This window comes from Faecalibacillus faecis, from assembly GCF_003024675.1.
GTDB classification, from domain to species: domain Bacteria; phylum Bacillota_I; class Bacilli_A; order Erysipelotrichales; family Coprobacillaceae; genus Faecalibacillus; species Faecalibacillus faecis.
This window is the reverse complement of record NZ_PYLP01000008.1, coordinates 20,541-35,685: the sequence shown is the minus strand read 5'-3', so window position 1 is coordinate 35,685 and position 15,145 is coordinate 20,541. Positions and strand designations below refer to the sequence as shown.

The 15,145-nt window shown below is 29.5% G+C and carries 19 protein-coding genes; 2 read left to right on the top strand and 17 right to left on the bottom strand.

Features of this window, described 5'->3' with window-relative positions:
• The first annotated feature begins 34 nt into the window (after positions 1–34).
• Complete coding sequence (locus C7U55_RS07685; RefSeq protein ID WP_106988068.1) at positions 35–1,645, top strand: sensor domain-containing diguanylate cyclase; 1,611 nt, start codon at positions 35–37, stop codon at positions 1,643–1,645.
• A gap of 60 nt (positions 1,646–1,705) precedes the next feature.
• A complete protein-coding gene (locus C7U55_RS07680) occupies positions 1,706–3,157 on the top strand; it encodes a C69 family dipeptidase (protein WP_106988067.1) in 1,452 nt (483 codons plus the stop codon).
• 114 nt (positions 3,158–3,271) lie between these two features.
• Here C7U55_RS07680 and C7U55_RS07675 read toward each other — a convergent pair whose 3' ends face one another.
• The 17 genes from C7U55_RS07675 to C7U55_RS07600 form a co-directional block, all read right to left on the bottom strand.
• Positions 3,272–3,772, bottom strand: a complete 501-nt coding sequence (locus C7U55_RS07675) for a flavin reductase family protein (protein ID WP_227213250.1) — start codon at positions 3,770–3,772, stop codon at positions 3,272–3,274.
• A gap of 25 nt (positions 3,773–3,797) precedes the next feature.
• Positions 3,798–4,421 carry a lactate utilization protein gene (locus tag C7U55_RS07670; protein WP_106988065.1) on the bottom strand — a complete coding sequence of 208 codons (624 nt, stop codon included), beginning with the start codon at positions 4,419–4,421 and terminating at the stop codon, positions 3,798–3,800.
• Between the two features lie 9 nt (positions 4,422–4,430).
• Positions 4,431–5,060 (bottom strand): endonuclease III, encoded by a 630-nt coding sequence (nth, locus tag C7U55_RS07665; RefSeq protein WP_106988064.1) that lies wholly within the window; start codon positions 5,058–5,060, stop codon positions 4,431–4,433.
• Complete coding sequence (locus tag C7U55_RS07660; protein ID WP_106988063.1) at positions 5,053–5,640, bottom strand: DnaD domain-containing protein; 588 nt, start codon at positions 5,638–5,640, stop codon at positions 5,053–5,055. The genes nth and C7U55_RS07660 overlap by 8 nt, the downstream gene beginning before the upstream one ends.
• 2 nt (positions 5,641–5,642) lie before the next feature.
• Positions 5,643–6,125 carry a hypothetical protein gene (locus C7U55_RS07655; RefSeq protein ID WP_106988062.1) on the bottom strand — a complete coding sequence of 161 codons (483 nt, stop codon included), beginning with the start codon at positions 6,123–6,125 and terminating at the stop codon, positions 5,643–5,645.
• A 63-nt stretch (positions 6,126–6,188) separates the two neighbouring features.
• Positions 6,189–6,887, bottom strand: coding sequence for a zinc metallopeptidase (locus C7U55_RS07650; protein WP_106988061.1), 699 nt, complete (start codon positions 6,885–6,887; stop codon positions 6,189–6,191).
• A 59-nt stretch (positions 6,888–6,946) separates the two neighbouring features.
• Positions 6,947–7,219: an HU family DNA-binding protein gene (locus C7U55_RS07645; RefSeq protein ID WP_048923526.1), complete on the bottom strand. Its 273-nt coding sequence runs from the start codon at positions 7,217–7,219 to the stop codon at positions 6,947–6,949.
• Between the two features lie 143 nt (positions 7,220–7,362).
• Positions 7,363–8,835 carry a stage IV sporulation protein A gene (gene spoIVA / locus C7U55_RS07640; RefSeq protein ID WP_048923527.1) on the bottom strand — a complete coding sequence of 491 codons (1,473 nt, stop codon included), beginning with the start codon at positions 8,833–8,835 and terminating at the stop codon, positions 7,363–7,365.
• Positions 8,836–8,870: 35 nt separating this feature from the next.
• A complete protein-coding gene (locus C7U55_RS07635) occupies positions 8,871–9,383 on the bottom strand; it encodes a spore maturation protein B (protein WP_106988060.1) in 513 nt (170 codons plus the stop codon).
• Positions 9,376–9,930, bottom strand: coding sequence for a hypothetical protein (locus tag C7U55_RS07630; protein ID WP_106988059.1), 555 nt, complete (start codon positions 9,928–9,930; stop codon positions 9,376–9,378). The genes C7U55_RS07635 and C7U55_RS07630 overlap by 8 nt, the downstream gene beginning before the upstream one ends.
• Positions 9,923–10,921, bottom strand: coding sequence for a D-alanyl-D-alanine carboxypeptidase family protein (locus tag C7U55_RS07625; protein ID WP_106988115.1), 999 nt, complete (start codon positions 10,919–10,921; stop codon positions 9,923–9,925). The genes C7U55_RS07630 and C7U55_RS07625 overlap by 8 nt, the downstream gene beginning before the upstream one ends.
• A gap of 37 nt (positions 10,922–10,958) precedes the next feature.
• Positions 10,959–11,870 carry a calcium/sodium antiporter gene (locus tag C7U55_RS07620; RefSeq protein WP_106988058.1) on the bottom strand — a complete coding sequence of 304 codons (912 nt, stop codon included), beginning with the start codon at positions 11,868–11,870 and terminating at the stop codon, positions 10,959–10,961.
• Positions 11,871–11,956: 86 nt separating this feature from the next.
• Positions 11,957–12,340, bottom strand: coding sequence for a hypothetical protein (locus tag C7U55_RS07615; protein WP_106988057.1), 384 nt, complete (start codon positions 12,338–12,340; stop codon positions 11,957–11,959).
• On the bottom strand, positions 12,340–12,858 hold the full coding sequence (locus C7U55_RS07610) for a hypothetical protein (RefSeq protein WP_106988056.1): 519 nt from the start codon (positions 12,856–12,858) through the stop codon (positions 12,340–12,342). The genes C7U55_RS07615 and C7U55_RS07610 overlap by 1 nt, the downstream gene beginning before the upstream one ends.
• Positions 12,859–12,958: 100 nt before the next feature.
• A complete protein-coding gene (locus C7U55_RS14120; RefSeq protein WP_275666257.1) occupies positions 12,959–13,084 on the bottom strand; it encodes a hypothetical protein in 126 nt (41 codons plus the stop codon).
• A gap of 1 nt (position 13,085) precedes the next feature.
• On the bottom strand, positions 13,086–13,877 hold the full coding sequence (locus C7U55_RS07605; protein ID WP_106988055.1) for an ABC transporter ATP-binding protein: 792 nt from the start codon (positions 13,875–13,877) through the stop codon (positions 13,086–13,088).
• Positions 13,849–15,135, bottom strand: a complete 1,287-nt coding sequence (locus C7U55_RS07600) for an FtsX-like permease family protein (RefSeq protein ID WP_106988054.1) — start codon at positions 15,133–15,135, stop codon at positions 13,849–13,851. Before C7U55_RS07600 ends, C7U55_RS07605 begins: the two co-directional genes overlap by 29 nt.
• Positions 15,136–15,145: the final 10 nt, after the last annotated feature.

Below are 15,145 nucleotides of genomic sequence, written 5' to 3'. Positions count from 1 at the left end.
CATATTGTATAATTTTTTAAAGGGAGCCTTATCTATGGAAAAAGAAAATTATATTGAACTCGCAAAAAAGATAATAAACTGTATATTTAACAATCAAGATATAAATGTTATTATTCCCTATCTTTCAAAAAGCATTAAAGCAATGGGATTATATACAGAAAATATATTAACTTACCAAGATATTCTAGAGCATATCCAACAATATAAAGATAATGATTTTTCATTTAATATTGAAGATATTACCTCAACAATTGTCTATGAAAACGATGTTGTAAGTATAATAGAAGGATCATTTTATTTAAATATGCAAAGCTACCATACAAAAACAAAATATTTTTATACACTTATTTTTAAAAATCATAAAGTAGAAGTTTTACATACATCTATCGCTTCAATACAAAAGAATTTAGAACCTGCCCCTTATGTTCTTGCTTCTTGTTCTTTTAAACTTGATAATGATTTTACAATTGTAGATATTAATGATAATCTTCTAAATCTTTTACATTATTGCAATAAAGAAGAATTCTTAAAGGATTGTCAACACCACTGGTCAAACTGTATCCATAAAAAAGATTTTAAAGAAGTTAAAGAAACATTGACAAAAAATATGTCTACTTCTCCAACTCATCAATTAGAATACCGTATTCGTAAAAATGATGGTTCTTATTTATGGATATATGATCAAGGGCAATATGTTTTTAATAATGAAAAATACCTCACTGTTCAATGTTTTATTACTGATATTTCAGCTATTAAAGATCGTGAACTTAATTCAATTGTAGAAAAAGAAAAATATGAAATGGTCTTAAAAGATAATGCTATTTCTATTCTTGAATATCATATTCAAGAAGATAAAATGATTATCGATATTTTAGATGAATCAAAGAAAAGAGTCTATGACCATTATTTAGAATATGTAGATTCAGATCGTACTACAGTTTTTAAAGAAGATCGTCATAAAATAGTTGATTTATTTACTCAAAAAATAAAAGGACCTGTTACTTATCGTGAATTCTATCGTAATTCAAAGAATTATTGTGTAAAGACTTTAGAATCAACTGTCATTTATAATTCAAATGATGAACCAGAAATTGTTTTAGCAACAGCATCAGATATTACAGAAAACTGGCATAAACAAAATATGCTTAAACAAAAAATTCAAAGAGATTCATTAACACATCTTTATAATTTGGAAGCTGGAAAATATTTAGCGAATGATTATATAAAGAACTTTCCGTCAAACAAACATGCGCTTATTGTTTTAGATGTTGATCATTTTAAAAGTGTTAACGATACTTTTGGACATCTTATAGGAAATGAATTACTTGTTTCGTTAGCTAAATATTTACTTGTTCACAGTGCAAATGATGATATCGTCATTCGGATGGGTGGTGATGAATTTATCATTTTTATTAAAGAAACAGATAAAATACAAATTCAACATCATTGTGAAGAACTCTTGAATTGTTTAGATGAAATTACACTTGATCATCAAGACGTTCCATTTTCTTTAAGTTTAGGAGTCTATCTTTTTGACCATGATACACTTTTTGATCATGCCTTTGAATTTGCTGATGAAGCCCTTTATCAATCTAAAAATAATGGTCAACATCGTTTTACAATTCACTATCAAGTAGAAGAATAATCTTCTACTTTTCTTTTTGTAAAAAAAGCCTATAATGAAATAAAAAAGGAGTTGAAAATTATGTCGTGTACAACAATACTTGTAGGTAAAAATGCTTCTTATGATGGATCAACATTAATTGCAAGAAATGATGATTCTGGAGCTAATGGATTTACCGCAAAAAAATTTGTGGTTATAGAACCACATCAACAACAAAGAAAATACAAAACTGTTCTTTCAAATCTAGAAATAGATTTACCTGATAATCCCTTAAAATATACAGCTATGCCAAACGCTGTAAAAGGAAAAGGAATCTGGGCTGCAAGTGGAATCAATGAAGAAAATATCGCAATGACTGCCACTGAAACGATTACTTCCAACCCTCGTGTTCTAGGTGCAGATCCACTTGTCGAATATGATGAAGAAAATGATATTCCAGGAGGCATTGGTGAAGAAGACATTGTCTATATTGTCTTACCTTATATTCATAGTGCCCGTGAAGGTGTAGAAAGACTTGGAATGTTACTTGAAAAATATGGGACTTATGAAATGAATGGAATTGCATTTCAAGATGTCAATGAAATATGGTGGTTAGAAACAATTGGTGGACATCATTGGATAGCTAAAAGAGTTCCTGATGATTTCTATGTTGTGATGCCAAATCAATTTGGTATTGATGAATTTGATCTAGAAGATGCTCTAGGAAAACAAGAAAATCATATGTGTTCTAAAGATCTACAAGAATTTATTGATCTTCATCATTTAAATGTTTCTTTTGATGGTGGTTTTAATGCACGCGATATTTTTGGAAGTCATGATGATTCTGATCATATCTATAATACACCTCGTGCTTGGATTATTGAAAAATATTTAAATCCACATACTTTTGATCATCATCCTGAAGATGATGATATTCCTTGGTCATTAAAACCAGAAAAGAAAATTACAATTGAAGATGTCAAATACGTATTATCTTCACATTTCCAAGGAACAGACTATGATCCTTATAAAAACCATGGAGACCTTTCTAAAAAAGGAATGTATCGTCCAATTGGAATCAATCGTAATGACTTCGTTTCTGTGATACAATTAAGACCTTATATGCCTCAAGAATTCCAAGCAATCGAATGGATTGCTTATGCATCAAACGTCTTTAATGCCCTTGTTCCATTTTATGGAGCAATCAATGAAACACCTGATTATCTTTCTAATACAACTGCTGAAGTATCAACCGATAATTTCTATTGGTCAAGTCGTTTAATCGCTGCCATGGCAGATGCTTCTTATCGTCACTCAGCAATACATATTGAAAGGTATCAAAGAAATGTGATGTCAAAAGGACATCAAATTCTTTTTGAATATGACCAACTTCTTCAAAAAGAAAAAGATTCAACAAAACAAATGATACTTAAACATGAAGCTAATCAAAAAATTGCGGATATGTTAAAGAAAGAAACATCAAAGACTTTAAGCCTTGTTTTAAATGAATTAAGTCATTCTATGAAAAATGCCTTTGCACGTTCAGATGCTTAAAGATTAAAAAGATTGTAAGTTGAAATATATCGACTCTACAATCTTTTTTATAATTGATTTTTTTAGTGGACTTTTAGTACAAAAAAATGATATGAAATCAATTCATATCATTCACTATTTTTGTTTATATGCTGCAATAATTTCACCCACGTACATTTCATGATAATCTTTTTGTGGATACCATCTTTCATCTAAAGAGTCATCAATAAAATGTTCTGGTTTGATCCAATCACTATAGATTTTCTTACAGATAAAAACCATTTTTCCTTGTTTAAAAGTAGGTTGATTTTCTACTTCTTCTTTGTCAAAATTAACTTCTGTAATTTTATCTCCATCTCTTCCTGATTTAGAACCAAGTACTCCTAATTCTTTTTTATAACCATCAAAGAAAGTAATTGTGAAATAATCACCCGCATCAACAAATTCTTTTGTATAACGTTGTGGGCGAATATAAACAGTAGCTACATTTTTACCCCATAAATGTCCTACTTGTCCCCAACTAGCTGTCATGGTATTAACAACCCCTTCTTTCTTTGCTGAAATAAGTAACCAATGTTGACCAATTTCATCAAAAGGATTCATTTGTAATTCACTCAATTCTAATTTTTCAAACATAATCTTCCTCCTAATAACCGAATTCTTAGTTTATAACAAACACACTCATACGTCCTTGTTTTTGTCTTGATATTTTTGTATACATACTACAAATACGTTCATCACTTTGACAGTTCATGCATTTTCCTGTTTGTACACATGGTGTTTTTTTATTTAAACGCATAGCATTTGCCGGTGCTGAAACATTTTGAATATATTGGATCGCCGCTTGTTCATCTTCAACAATTTTGTTTTTTCCAACAATCACTAAGACCTTTTTAGGACCATAGATCATCGCTGCTACACGATTTCCATTACCATCAATATTATAAAGATTACCTTGCATATCTATAGCGTTACTACTTGTTAGATAAAGATCTGCAAGTAATGATTGATGAAAGATATCTTCCACTTCATCTCTTGTTAAATCTTTTTGATAGCGATCTAGAAATTGTACTGGACTTTTTCGTAGAAGATCAATAACTCCTGTTTCAAAAAGAGTCATAGAACCTCCAACACCAACAGTTTTATTATCTTTTAAATAAGTTTTTAAATAATCAAGAAGTTCTTGTTTATTTTCTAAAAAAAGACATTCGATGCCATTTCGTTGAAATGCTTTTTTCAATTCTTTCTTTTTTATTTCAAAAAGTTGATTTTTATGTTGATCCATGACATCTCCCTACTTTCTTTTTTCCTTACACATATCATAAAGATGACATTCTTTACAGTTTGGATTTTGTGCCTTACAAAAATAACGTCCAAAGAAAATAAATTGATGATGTGCCTTATTCCAACGACTTCTTTCAATCGAACGACACACTTTTCTTTCCACATCTTGAACAGTATCATCCTTTTTTGCAAAACCCAAACGTTTAGAAATACGTTCAACATGAGTATCGACCGCAAAAGCCGGAACATTAAAACCAACGGATAAAACGACATTTGTGGTTTTTCTACCTACTCCTGGTAAACTTTCGAGTTCTTTTCGTGTACAAGGTACTTCACCTTGATAGTTTTCTACAAGTTCTTGAGCCATTGCTTTTAAGTTTTTTGCTTTATTTCGATAAAGACCAATGACTTTGATTTGATCTTGTAATTCTTCTAAAGAAGCATTTGCAAGATCACTTACCTTTGGATATTTTTCAAAAAGCCCTGGTGTTATCTGATTGACTTTTTTATCTGTGGTTTGTGCCGAAAGCATAACAGCAACAAGAAGTTCAAAGACATTACGATGATTGAGTTCACAATGGGCATCTGGATAAAGTTCCTCAAAATAATCAAGGACACGCTTGGTTTTTTCTTTATTCATCTTCCCACCAATGATAGTGACTTTCTGGCACTACTCTTTCTTTCGGCTTTTCTTCAATATAACGTTCTTTGATTCCATTTTGAGCCCAATTAATTAAAATACCTTCAATATAACGAAGTGAAGATACATTACTTTTAACAGCTTCTTTTAAAGCCTTATAGATCATTTCTTCACTATAACCTCCTTGAACCCATTCTTTGATACTTTCAAGTTCCATTGGCGTAAGTGGTCTACCAAATTCTTCTTCAAAGACATCTACTAAATTCATCTTTTCTTCAACAACTTCTTCTTCCTTTTCTAAAAGACGTTTTATAAAGTTATTTAAACAAATCGCACCATTTTTATTAGAAATCCATTTTTTATGAAGTAAAGATTCTAAAACATGATCCATTTCTTGAGGTGTTAAAGACGAATACTGTAATAAGAGCGTTGGTGTAATCATCTTTTTACGAAGTGAACTAAATGTATAGATTAATAGAAGTAAATGACTTTCTTGATCCGATAAAGAAAGTTCTTTACTTCTAAGTAAAAGTAATCTTTCAAATTGAATACACTCTAAATCTGTTAAATATTTTATCATTCTTATAACCTATAAGCTTTTAAAAATTCCCCATTATCTAAACTATAATAAGCATATAAAAGCGTATCCTTTCCTTTATAAGTTAAACAATAAACAAATTGTTCATTTTCATAACCCACTTCTATCTTTGTACAATTTAAATGATACTTTTGATAAAAAGCTTCTTTAACATCACTTCTTTTAACACCATTCCCTTTATATGTGTCTACTTTCTTTAATTTTGTATTACAAAGAACATACATGTTCTTTTTCTTATTTTTTACCTTTACAATATAATTTGTCTTCTTATTTTGATATTCATTAAAATAACCATTATACGTATAATTATATTTATCACAAATACTTTCTTGAATACTTGTTAATTCATTTTGATGCTTTGTATAGGGAATATGTACCCATAACATATAAAAACAAACATAAATCAAAATCAAACTTAAAATTGTTACTAAAATCTTAAATCGATGTTTTCTTAAAAACGCCTTCACCAACAACACCTCCGCCAAATTATTATACCCTTTTTTAATAAAAAGAAAAAGCCTCTAAAAGGCTTAATCTCGATCTCTTGACATGACCATTAATACAATACGTAATAAAGATAAAAGTGTTGATAACATAGCTGCAACATAAGTAAGTGCTGCTGCCGTTAACATTTTCTTTGCACCTGGATATTCATCTTCTGTTAAATAACGATCATTTAAAATACTAAGTGCTCTCGATGAAGCATCAAATTCCACAGGAAGTGTCACTATTTGAAAAAGCAGCATCAAGCTCATAAGTAAAACACCTAACCAAGAAATTGAACTCTTTCCAATAAATAATCCTAAAAGAATAGCAATCCAACCAATTGTTTGAGAAATATTACAAACAGGGACAATCATATTTCTAAAAGTAAGGGGTTTATAACCTTCTTGATGTTGTAAAGCATGACCACATTCATGTGCTGCTACCGCTAAAGAAGCAATGCTTGTGCCATGATAAATCTCTGATGAGAGATTTAAGGTTAAATTAGAAGGATTATAATGATCCGATAAATGTCCTTTGACTTCATAAATTTGGACATCACTTAAACCATGTTGATTTAAGATTTCATAAGCGACATCTCTTCCTGTTAAATGTCTACTGTTTTCAATTCTTGAATACTTATTATAAGCACTGCTTACCTTCATTTGGGCTAAAGCCATAATAATTGCACCCACAATAACAAGTAAATAACCAATCATATAATAACTATCATAATAATAATACATATTTTTCACCTCACTTATAGTATAGACACCTTTTATGAACAAAAAATGAAAAAGATGCGTTAATTCATCGCATCTTTAAGTCTGTTACTAGGTTTAAATGTTACAGTTTTGCTCGCAGGAATAATCATTTCTTCTTGAGTTTTAGGAGAAATACCTTTTCTTGCTTTACGATCATTAACTTTAAAAGTACCAAAACCTGAAATCAATACTTTATCTCCTTCAACAACACTTCTAGTAATCGTATTAAACACAGTATCTACAAGTAGTTCTGCTTCTTTTTTTGTTAAATTACGTTCAACTGAAACTGATTCAACTAATTCTTTTTTATTCATTTTCACACCCCGCAATAATAAAATACCTGGTTAGTATATCATCTAAAAAAAGTTGTTTCAAGTGCTTTTTAACAATCTTTTTTAATTCTTTTTATAAACAAAAAAGCCTCTTAAATACACCAGTATTTAAGTAGCTTTTTCCTTTATAAAACAATTGCTATAACATTCGATTTTCCCTTATTAACGATTTTAGATAAAATATCATGAATCCTCATACTCGCATTTTCAGGAATCGTATTGAGCTTATAATACATACCTTCTTCTATTAAATCCCCTAATTTTCTACCAAAAACATCACATTCAAAAATTGCTTGTTTATCATTACCATTATGATTTAAATAATCAATAAAACTTTCTGCTTGTTGTTTTGAACCAATTATTGGTTCAAAAGTACTTTCAATCTCTACTTTAATCATATACGTTGTTGCTGCTTTACTATTGAGCTTCATACCATATCGTGAACCTTGTTTAATAATTTCTGGTTTTGATAGTTCAATTTCATCTAAACGAGGAATCGCATAACCATATCCAGTTTGTTTAACCATGGATAAAGCATTAGAAATACCATCGTATTCCTCTTTGATTGTCATTAACTCTTGTAAAAGAGCTAAAATAGAAGAGCGATCCACCTCATAACCTACAATATCGGTTAATAGTTCATCATAAAGACCACTTCTTTCTTCTATTTTGATCACTGCTTGAGCTTTAGATGTATCCACATTTTTTAAATATGCTCTTTTAATAAAATCATAACTTTCCATACCTTCGGTAAGATGCTGAATATCTCGTATCTTTTTAATTTCTACCAAAGAATTCCTTAAAGCTTCATCTAATGTTTGTTTTAACCAATGATTACGTGAAAGCATAGCAATGTAACGTGGTACTTCGATTTTGACTTCCTTAACACCAAATTCATTAAGAGCCTCTTGTAATAAATGAACAACTTGCGTTTCCAACATGTTTGTTACATCCATAGCCACAACAGGCACATCGTGTTTTTGACGATAGCTTTCAACAACATTTTGACAAGTGGTACTTGAAGGATCTTTGCTGTTGACAATGACAATAAAGGGTTTTCCAATATTTTGCAGTTCTTCAATGATATCTTGAGTAGCTTGATGATAATTTCTTTCTTCAATATCTAAAAAACTTCCATCACTGGTCATGACAATTCCAATCGTTGAATGATCTTGTATAACCTTTTTAGTACCAATTTTAGCGGCTTGATCAAAAGGAATACTTTCATTATACCAAGGAGTTTTAACAAGACGAATTCCGCTATCATCTTGATAACCACTTGCCCCTTCAATAACATAACCAACACAATCCACCAATCTTACATTGATTTTCAAATCTTCTTGTAAATCAATCGATACTGCTTGATTAGGAATAAACTTTGGTTCCACCGTCATAATCATTTTTCCCTTACCTGATTGCGGCAATTCATCAATCGTACGCAATCTTACATCTGGATTTTCAATATAGGGAATAACAGCCATTTCCATAAAACGTTTAATAAAAGAAGACTTTCCACTTCTTACTGGTCCCACGACCCCTAAATAAATATCTCCCTGACATCTTTGTCCAATATCTTTAAGAATTTGTTTTGTTTCCATTATCATAACTCCTTTAATTCCAATATATGAAATCTCTATGAAATCATTCCAAAATGATAAAAACAAATAATCATAGAAAACGCTAAAAAATCTAAAAAGAAACCGAGCACTAAACTATAACGGTAATTCTTTTCTTTAATACTGCCAAAATACAACGTTACTACATAAAGGGTCGTGTCACTTCCAGTTTGAACAATAGAAGCAAGTAAACTATAAACATGATCTATTCCATAACATTCATAAATTCTTTTTAATAAAACCATGGCTCCTTGTCCTGATAAAGGCCTAATTACGGCCATTACTAATAAATCGACGGGAATATGCAAAATATTTAAAAGCTCCTTGAAAAGATCAATAAGTAAAGTTGTGATTCCACAACTTTGAAACAAAGAAACAATAAGAGTAAGAAACATTAAAGGTGGAAATAAAGTCAATAAATATTGGCATCCCTCTTTGACTCCTTCTATAAATGTTTCATAAACAGAAACATGATGAAAGCAACATTCTAAAAAACTCCATAATAAAATAATGAGAATAAAACTATTCATGATCAATCGCCTTAATAATCAAAATTCCAACCACACTAATAATAAACCCAATAAAAAGGCTATAGGGATAAAAGGCTAAAAGATGCTTACTATGATAGCTTTGACGTAATGTCATCATGGTCGTTGGAAGTATAGAGAAACCCGCCGTATTCATGACAACAAGTAGCATAATAGCTTGTCGATATCCTTTTTCTTTAAGTAATTGAATTGCTTTTAAGCCACTCAAAGTTGCCAAAGTTCCTAATCCTAATAGATTGGCAAGTAAGTTAGAAGAAAGATTTTGATAAAGACTTTCTTCTTCTATGCATTTTCCATAAATGAATTTAAGAATTGGTCTTAAAAGAAAGGTAAAATGGTCCATCATCCGTGAAGCCTGAATAACTTTTAATAAGCCATTCCATAGACATAAACTTAAAACAAGGGTTTTAGTGAGTTCAAAAACTTCAAAAGGAGTTTTTAAAAGAGCTGCCAGCATTTGTTGTTGATGATTCATGATAAAGCCAATTATTAATAAAATAATAAGTGTATACTGAAAGAACTTATTCATAAAAAAGATCCTTTAAAATCATTTGATAAAGATCTACAAAACAAAATCTTTTCAATTTTTGTTTTCGAATATAATGTTGATTCACATACAAATAAACACTTTCATCTTTAATTATATAAGAAACACAATCTTCCTTTTTCTTTTCTATAAATAAACTTTCATCAAATAAATAAGGTTTTCCTCCAATAACATAAACCCCTTTATCAAAAAACACTTGCTTTTCCATTGTTTCAAAACATTCTTCATATTTCTTTTTATGAAATTCAAAATCATTCCCACAATTAAAAGTTACAATAATTAAATCATGATCCCCTTTTATCGCCCTTGTAATCAACGTTCTCCTTGCCTTTTTAGTAAAACCCGTTTTACCCCCAACACAATAAGAATAGTCTTTTAAAAGACGATTTTTATTATGCCAAAAACCCATTCCATCCTGACGTTTATATACTTTTGTTTGTACAATTTCATTAAAAATAGGGTTTTGACAACAATAATCATAAAGAAGTGCCATATCCTTTACCGTTGAAACATTTCCCTCATCTTCTTCATCAAGACCTGAAGGATTTGAAAAATGTGAATCTTTCATATTCAATTCCTGTGCTTTTTCATTCATCATTTCCACAAAACGATTAACACTGCCACCAACACTTTTTGCAAGCATCAAGGCACAATCATTTCCACTACGAAGCATTAACCCATATAAAAGATCTTGAATCGTCATTTTATCTTTTATATGTATATAAACACAGCTTCCATAAGCCTTATTAATCGTTTCATCTACTATAATTTTCTTATCTAAACGACTATTTTCAATAACTAAAATCGCTGTCATGATTTTAGAAATTGAAGCTACTGATTGCCTTTTATTTTCATTAGAGCTTTCTACAACATAATCATTATAACTATCATAAACAAGATAACTACCTCCATAAAACTCTACTTTACTGCAAACAACTTGAAACACAAAAAAGATACTGAGTAATAGTTTCATAGCATCACCAGTATCATTGTATGTTTTTAATTCTTTTTTAACACAAATACAAAAAATACAATCCATAAAAAACAAGCATCAAGAACCCATGAATTCTTCTTAGTTCTTGATTCTTAATGGTTGATATCCATAAAAACAAACCAGAACCTAAAGCAACTAAAACATCAACGAAAAAATGACTTTCAAAAGGAATTGGACAAATAAGTGAAACACTTCCCACAACAAATAAAATATTAAAAATATTACTTCCTACAATATTACCAATCGCAATATCAGCTTTACCTTTTTTAGCAGCTACAACCGATGTAACCAATTCAGGAAGTGAGGTTCCAAAAGCAACGACTGTCAAACCAATAAACCGTTTGGATAAGCCTATCATTGTTGATAAACTTGTGGCACTATTTACTACAAGATGGCTTCCAATAATAACAAAAAAGATTCCCAATAAAATTAAAGTAAAACAAACAAGAAGAGAATGTTTACTTTCCTCTTGTTCTTCATTTTTTCTTGAAAGAAAATAAAGATAAAATAAATATCCCAAAAAGAAAGCACCCAAAATCATTCCCTCATTAAAAGTAATGACTTCATCTTTAGACATAATAAGTAAAGCTAATGTTGAAAAAAGCATAAAGGGTATTTCTATCAAAAAAGTAGATTTTTGGATCTTCAATCGAGTGATTAAAGAACTAATTCCTAAAATAATTAAAATATTTAAAATATTACTTCCAACGACATTTCCTATCGTAATTTGAGCATTATCATGGATTGCTGCTACTAAAGAGACTGAAGCTTCAGGAAGACTGGTTCCCATCGCACAAATTGTTAAACCAATGACCAGTTGTGGAATATGAAAGTAACAGGCTAGTGAAGATGCTCCCTCGACAAACCAATCTGCTCCTTTGACGAGCACATAAAAACCTAAAGCTAAAACCAGGATTGCTTGTATCATAACATTCACCTCTTATTTAAATTTAATAATAAAAAAAGGATAATATGCTTCTATTATCCTTCTTCTATTCCATTTATTTTGTCATTTTAAGCAAACTTCTTATTCTTATAATAAATAAATACTTGAATCAATAAACATAAAACAATACAGATAAAGATCGTTGGCATTTCAATGATACTTTGAACATTAAAACGATGAAAGATTGCAAGATTGATGATTCCTAAAGTAAGCCACGCAAGACTATTTCCTTTTAAATCAGCTTCTTTTAAAAAGACTAATGCAATCGCATAAGGAATTGGTAAAATCATAAAGCTTCCATAACAAATAATCCCAAGCTGACTAGCGAGATACATCAACTTTGTCATTTCATAGGCTGGTTTATAAGTTCCATAACTTATTAAAAACGGCATCAATAAATCTAATGCATAAGCAATAACAATAATCTTTTGATCAACTCTTAACTTTTTCATCAATAAGTTCCTCCTTGACGAGGAAAATCAAGTCCATATTTCTTGGCTATCTTTTTAAAGTTCGCTTGAAGATAACGTGTTCTTGCCAAACAATCAGGATGTTTTTCAAAGATAGCATAAACATCCATATAATCTTCTACTGTAAAAGGGGCATGTTTTAAGTAATCAATAATATTATTTGCGGTTTGCATATTTTGGACTTCAAATTTATAAATATTTTCTTTGACATGAACATCTAAATCTAAATAGAAATTATTTTCAGAAAAGAAACCAAAAATTTTCATACGTCCACACATTTTTAAGACAACTTTATCAATATCTCTAGCATCAATAATTATTTGATCATGATAAGGATTGATAAATTCTAAATGATCTTGATACATATAAAGTGGTTTCAATTTCTTTAAGGCTGTTGGATCAGCTTCCATATTTTCCACAACACCATAAACAATTAATCTTTTATCATACATTTTACTTTCTTTTTTATTTCCTAAATTCACAATATTCATTTCACTCATTTTCTTTTCCTCCCTTTTTTCTAGTGACAACTAATAAAAGTAATAAATCTAGTCCCACAATAATCGCACAAAATGCGTTATAACTATAATGATTAATCGACTAACAAAAACTCATCAACAATACGCCTGCAAAATCAAAAATATTATTTCTTATCTTATTTTTAAAAAAGTATGCCGATGCAATGATATAAATAATCGTCAATGAAATAACCAGCATCTTTTCCATCTTAAACGCCTCCTTGCATAAAACGTTTTCTTAAACTATCTTGTGTTGTGACTTCTACGATTGCTTGGAAAAATTCTTCTTGACTCGCATCATTTCTAGAAATCACCATATGAATCGTTCCATCACGTAAATACATAAACTTTTTAGCATAGCTTGCAATCATGCTATCATGTGTTACTAAAATAATAGCCGTTCCTTCCTCATTGAGTTTTGAAAGATAAGTAAGTACTTCATAAGAGTTTTCACTATCCAAGTTTCCCGTTGGTTCATCACAAATAAGAATAAGGGGATGGGTAATGATGGCACGAGCGATGGCAGCTCTTTGTTTTTCTCCACCTGAACATTCATCAGGTTTTTTATAAAGAATTTTTTCTATATTAAGTTTTCTTGAAACTTCTTCAACCCTTACCTTGGTATCTTTTGGATTATTTTTGTTTAAAATAAGTGGTGTCGCGATATTATCAAAAATAGTAAGTGAAGAAATTAAATGGTGATTTTGAAAAATAAATCCTAAATAATTTCTTCTAAAATCACTCAGTTCATCTTCTTTCATCGCAAGAACAGGTTTTTGTAAGATTTCTAATTTACCTGAAGAAACTTTATCAAGCGTTGATATACAATTCATTAATGTACTTTTACCAGAACCACTTGGCCCCATAACAGTAATAAAATCTCCTCTTTCCACAATAAAATCAACATGATGCAAGGCATAAAAATTAATTCCTCTTTTTAAATACATATCTTGATCATAAATTTTCGAAATATTATTCGCTTCGATTAATATATTTGACATTGAAATAGACCTCCTTGATTGTTTTTTGATATTGATAATTGATATAACATCCATAAATAAGAAATAAAATCAAATAAGATAAACTTAATAAAAGCATATTATTATAGGTAATTTGATTTTGTAGATACGCTAAATAAAGCATTGTTCCATAAAGAATAAAAGGAAAAATATCAATTAATAAAACAAAAACCACTGCTACATCCCGATAAATACTTTGAATCTCCTTTAAACGAAATCCCAATGCCTTTTTAACCACGATTTCTTGATGTATTTGTGGAAGATATACTTGAAATCTTAAAATAAAACAAATAAACATTATTAAAAGCATCATGATATAAGAAATATTAGACACACTTACATAAGCTAAACTATCAATCTTTAAAAAATAAACAACCAAACAAACAGGAACCACAACTGATAAAACATAAACAATAGATCCTAAAACTTTTGATAAATTCATGACGTAACTTAAAACTGTTAAACCTTTTGGATTTTTAAGTAAATAAGAATCATGAAGTAAATCATACATAAAAGGAATTGTCGTATTGATTAAAATCAACTCTCCCATCAAGAAAAATATAAAATAAATAGGAAGAAGTGTTGAATTTTCTATTTGAAACAAACCTTGTAAAGAAAAAACAATCATCAAAACAGCAAGTATCGTAATAAGAATTTCCTTTATTGGTTTTTGTTTTTTGATTTTAAAAGATACTTTTGATGTTTTTTGTTGGTGATGTGTTAGATAGTCTGAAATAGACATCTTAATTTGAATAAACTGACTAAAGTTGATCATATAAATATAAATAATCTTACAAATAAAGAAAGCAATATATAAACAGAACACCCTATCATATATATAATAAAAATAATATTTAGAGTATAAATTAATAATTTTCATCAAACCAATCCCTAGGACACCTCCTAAAAAATCACCAATGAGAAAAAGAACACCAAATTGAACAATGATATAAAAAATGATTTCTCGATTACGACATCCTGACAAAAGAATGATTGAAAATTCTTCTTTTTTACTTTCTAAAAAATAATTATTCATTAATAATGTAAGAAACATTGAAACAAAAACCCCTAAAGTTGGAATAAATCTTAATAAAATCGTATCTATGCCTTGATTTATTTCAAAACAACTATAAATACATAACAAAACAAATTCAAAAGATGATAAACATAAAAGAATCAAAATCAGAAAACTATACATCTTCCATTGACTCTTAATGATTTTCTTCAAGTAATCAAACATCTTTTTTCTC

Coding starts and splice junctions, on each gene's coding strand:
- C7U55_RS07685 (WP_106988068.1), top strand. CDS start 35: ATGGAAAAAGAAAATTATATTGAACTCGCAAAAAAGATAATAAACTGT.
- C7U55_RS07680 (WP_106988067.1), top strand. CDS start 1,706: ATGTCGTGTACAACAATACTTGTAGGTAAAAATGCTTCTTATGATGGA.
- C7U55_RS07675 (WP_227213250.1), bottom strand. CDS start 3,772: ATGTTTGAAAAATTAGAATTGAGTGAATTACAAATGAATCCTTTTGAT.
- C7U55_RS07670 (WP_106988065.1), bottom strand. CDS start 4,421: ATGGATCAACATAAAAATCAACTTTTTGAAATAAAAAAGAAAGAATTG.
- nth (WP_106988064.1), bottom strand. CDS start 5,060: ATGAATAAAGAAAAAACCAAGCGTGTCCTTGATTATTTTGAGGAACTT.
- C7U55_RS07660 (WP_106988063.1), bottom strand. CDS start 5,640: ATGATAAAATATTTAACAGATTTAGAGTGTATTCAATTTGAAAGATTA.
- C7U55_RS07650 (WP_106988061.1), bottom strand. CDS start 6,887: ATGTATTATTATTATGATAGTTATTATATGATTGGTTATTTACTTGTT.
- C7U55_RS07645 (WP_048923526.1), bottom strand. CDS start 7,219: ATGAATAAAAAAGAATTAGTTGAATCAGTTTCAGTTGAACGTAATTTA.
- spoIVA (WP_048923527.1), bottom strand. CDS start 8,835: ATGGAAACAAAACAAATTCTTAAAGATATTGGACAAAGATGTCAGGGA.
- C7U55_RS07635 (WP_106988060.1), bottom strand. CDS start 9,383: ATGAATAGTTTTATTCTCATTATTTTATTATGGAGTTTTTTAGAATGT.
- C7U55_RS07630 (WP_106988059.1), bottom strand. CDS start 9,930: ATGAATAAGTTCTTTCAGTATACACTTATTATTTTATTAATAATTGGC.
- C7U55_RS07625 (WP_106988115.1), bottom strand. CDS start 10,921: ATGAAACTATTACTCAGTATCTTTTTTGTGTTTCAAGTTGTTTGCAGT.
- C7U55_RS07620 (WP_106988058.1), bottom strand. CDS start 11,870: ATGATACAAGCAATCCTGGTTTTAGCTTTAGGTTTTTATGTGCTCGTC.
- C7U55_RS07615 (WP_106988057.1), bottom strand. CDS start 12,340: ATGAAAAAGTTAAGAGTTGATCAAAAGATTATTGTTATTGCTTATGCA.
- C7U55_RS07610 (WP_106988056.1), bottom strand. CDS start 12,858: ATGAGTGAAATGAATATTGTGAATTTAGGAAATAAAAAAGAAAGTAAA.
- C7U55_RS14120 (WP_275666257.1), bottom strand. CDS start 13,084: ATGGAAAAGATGCTGGTTATTTCATTGACGATTATTTATATCATTGCA.
- C7U55_RS07605 (WP_106988055.1), bottom strand. CDS start 13,877: ATGTCAAATATATTAATCGAAGCGAATAATATTTCGAAAATTTATGAT.
- C7U55_RS07600 (WP_106988054.1), bottom strand. CDS start 15,135: ATGTTTGATTACTTGAAGAAAATCATTAAGAGTCAATGGAAGATGTAT.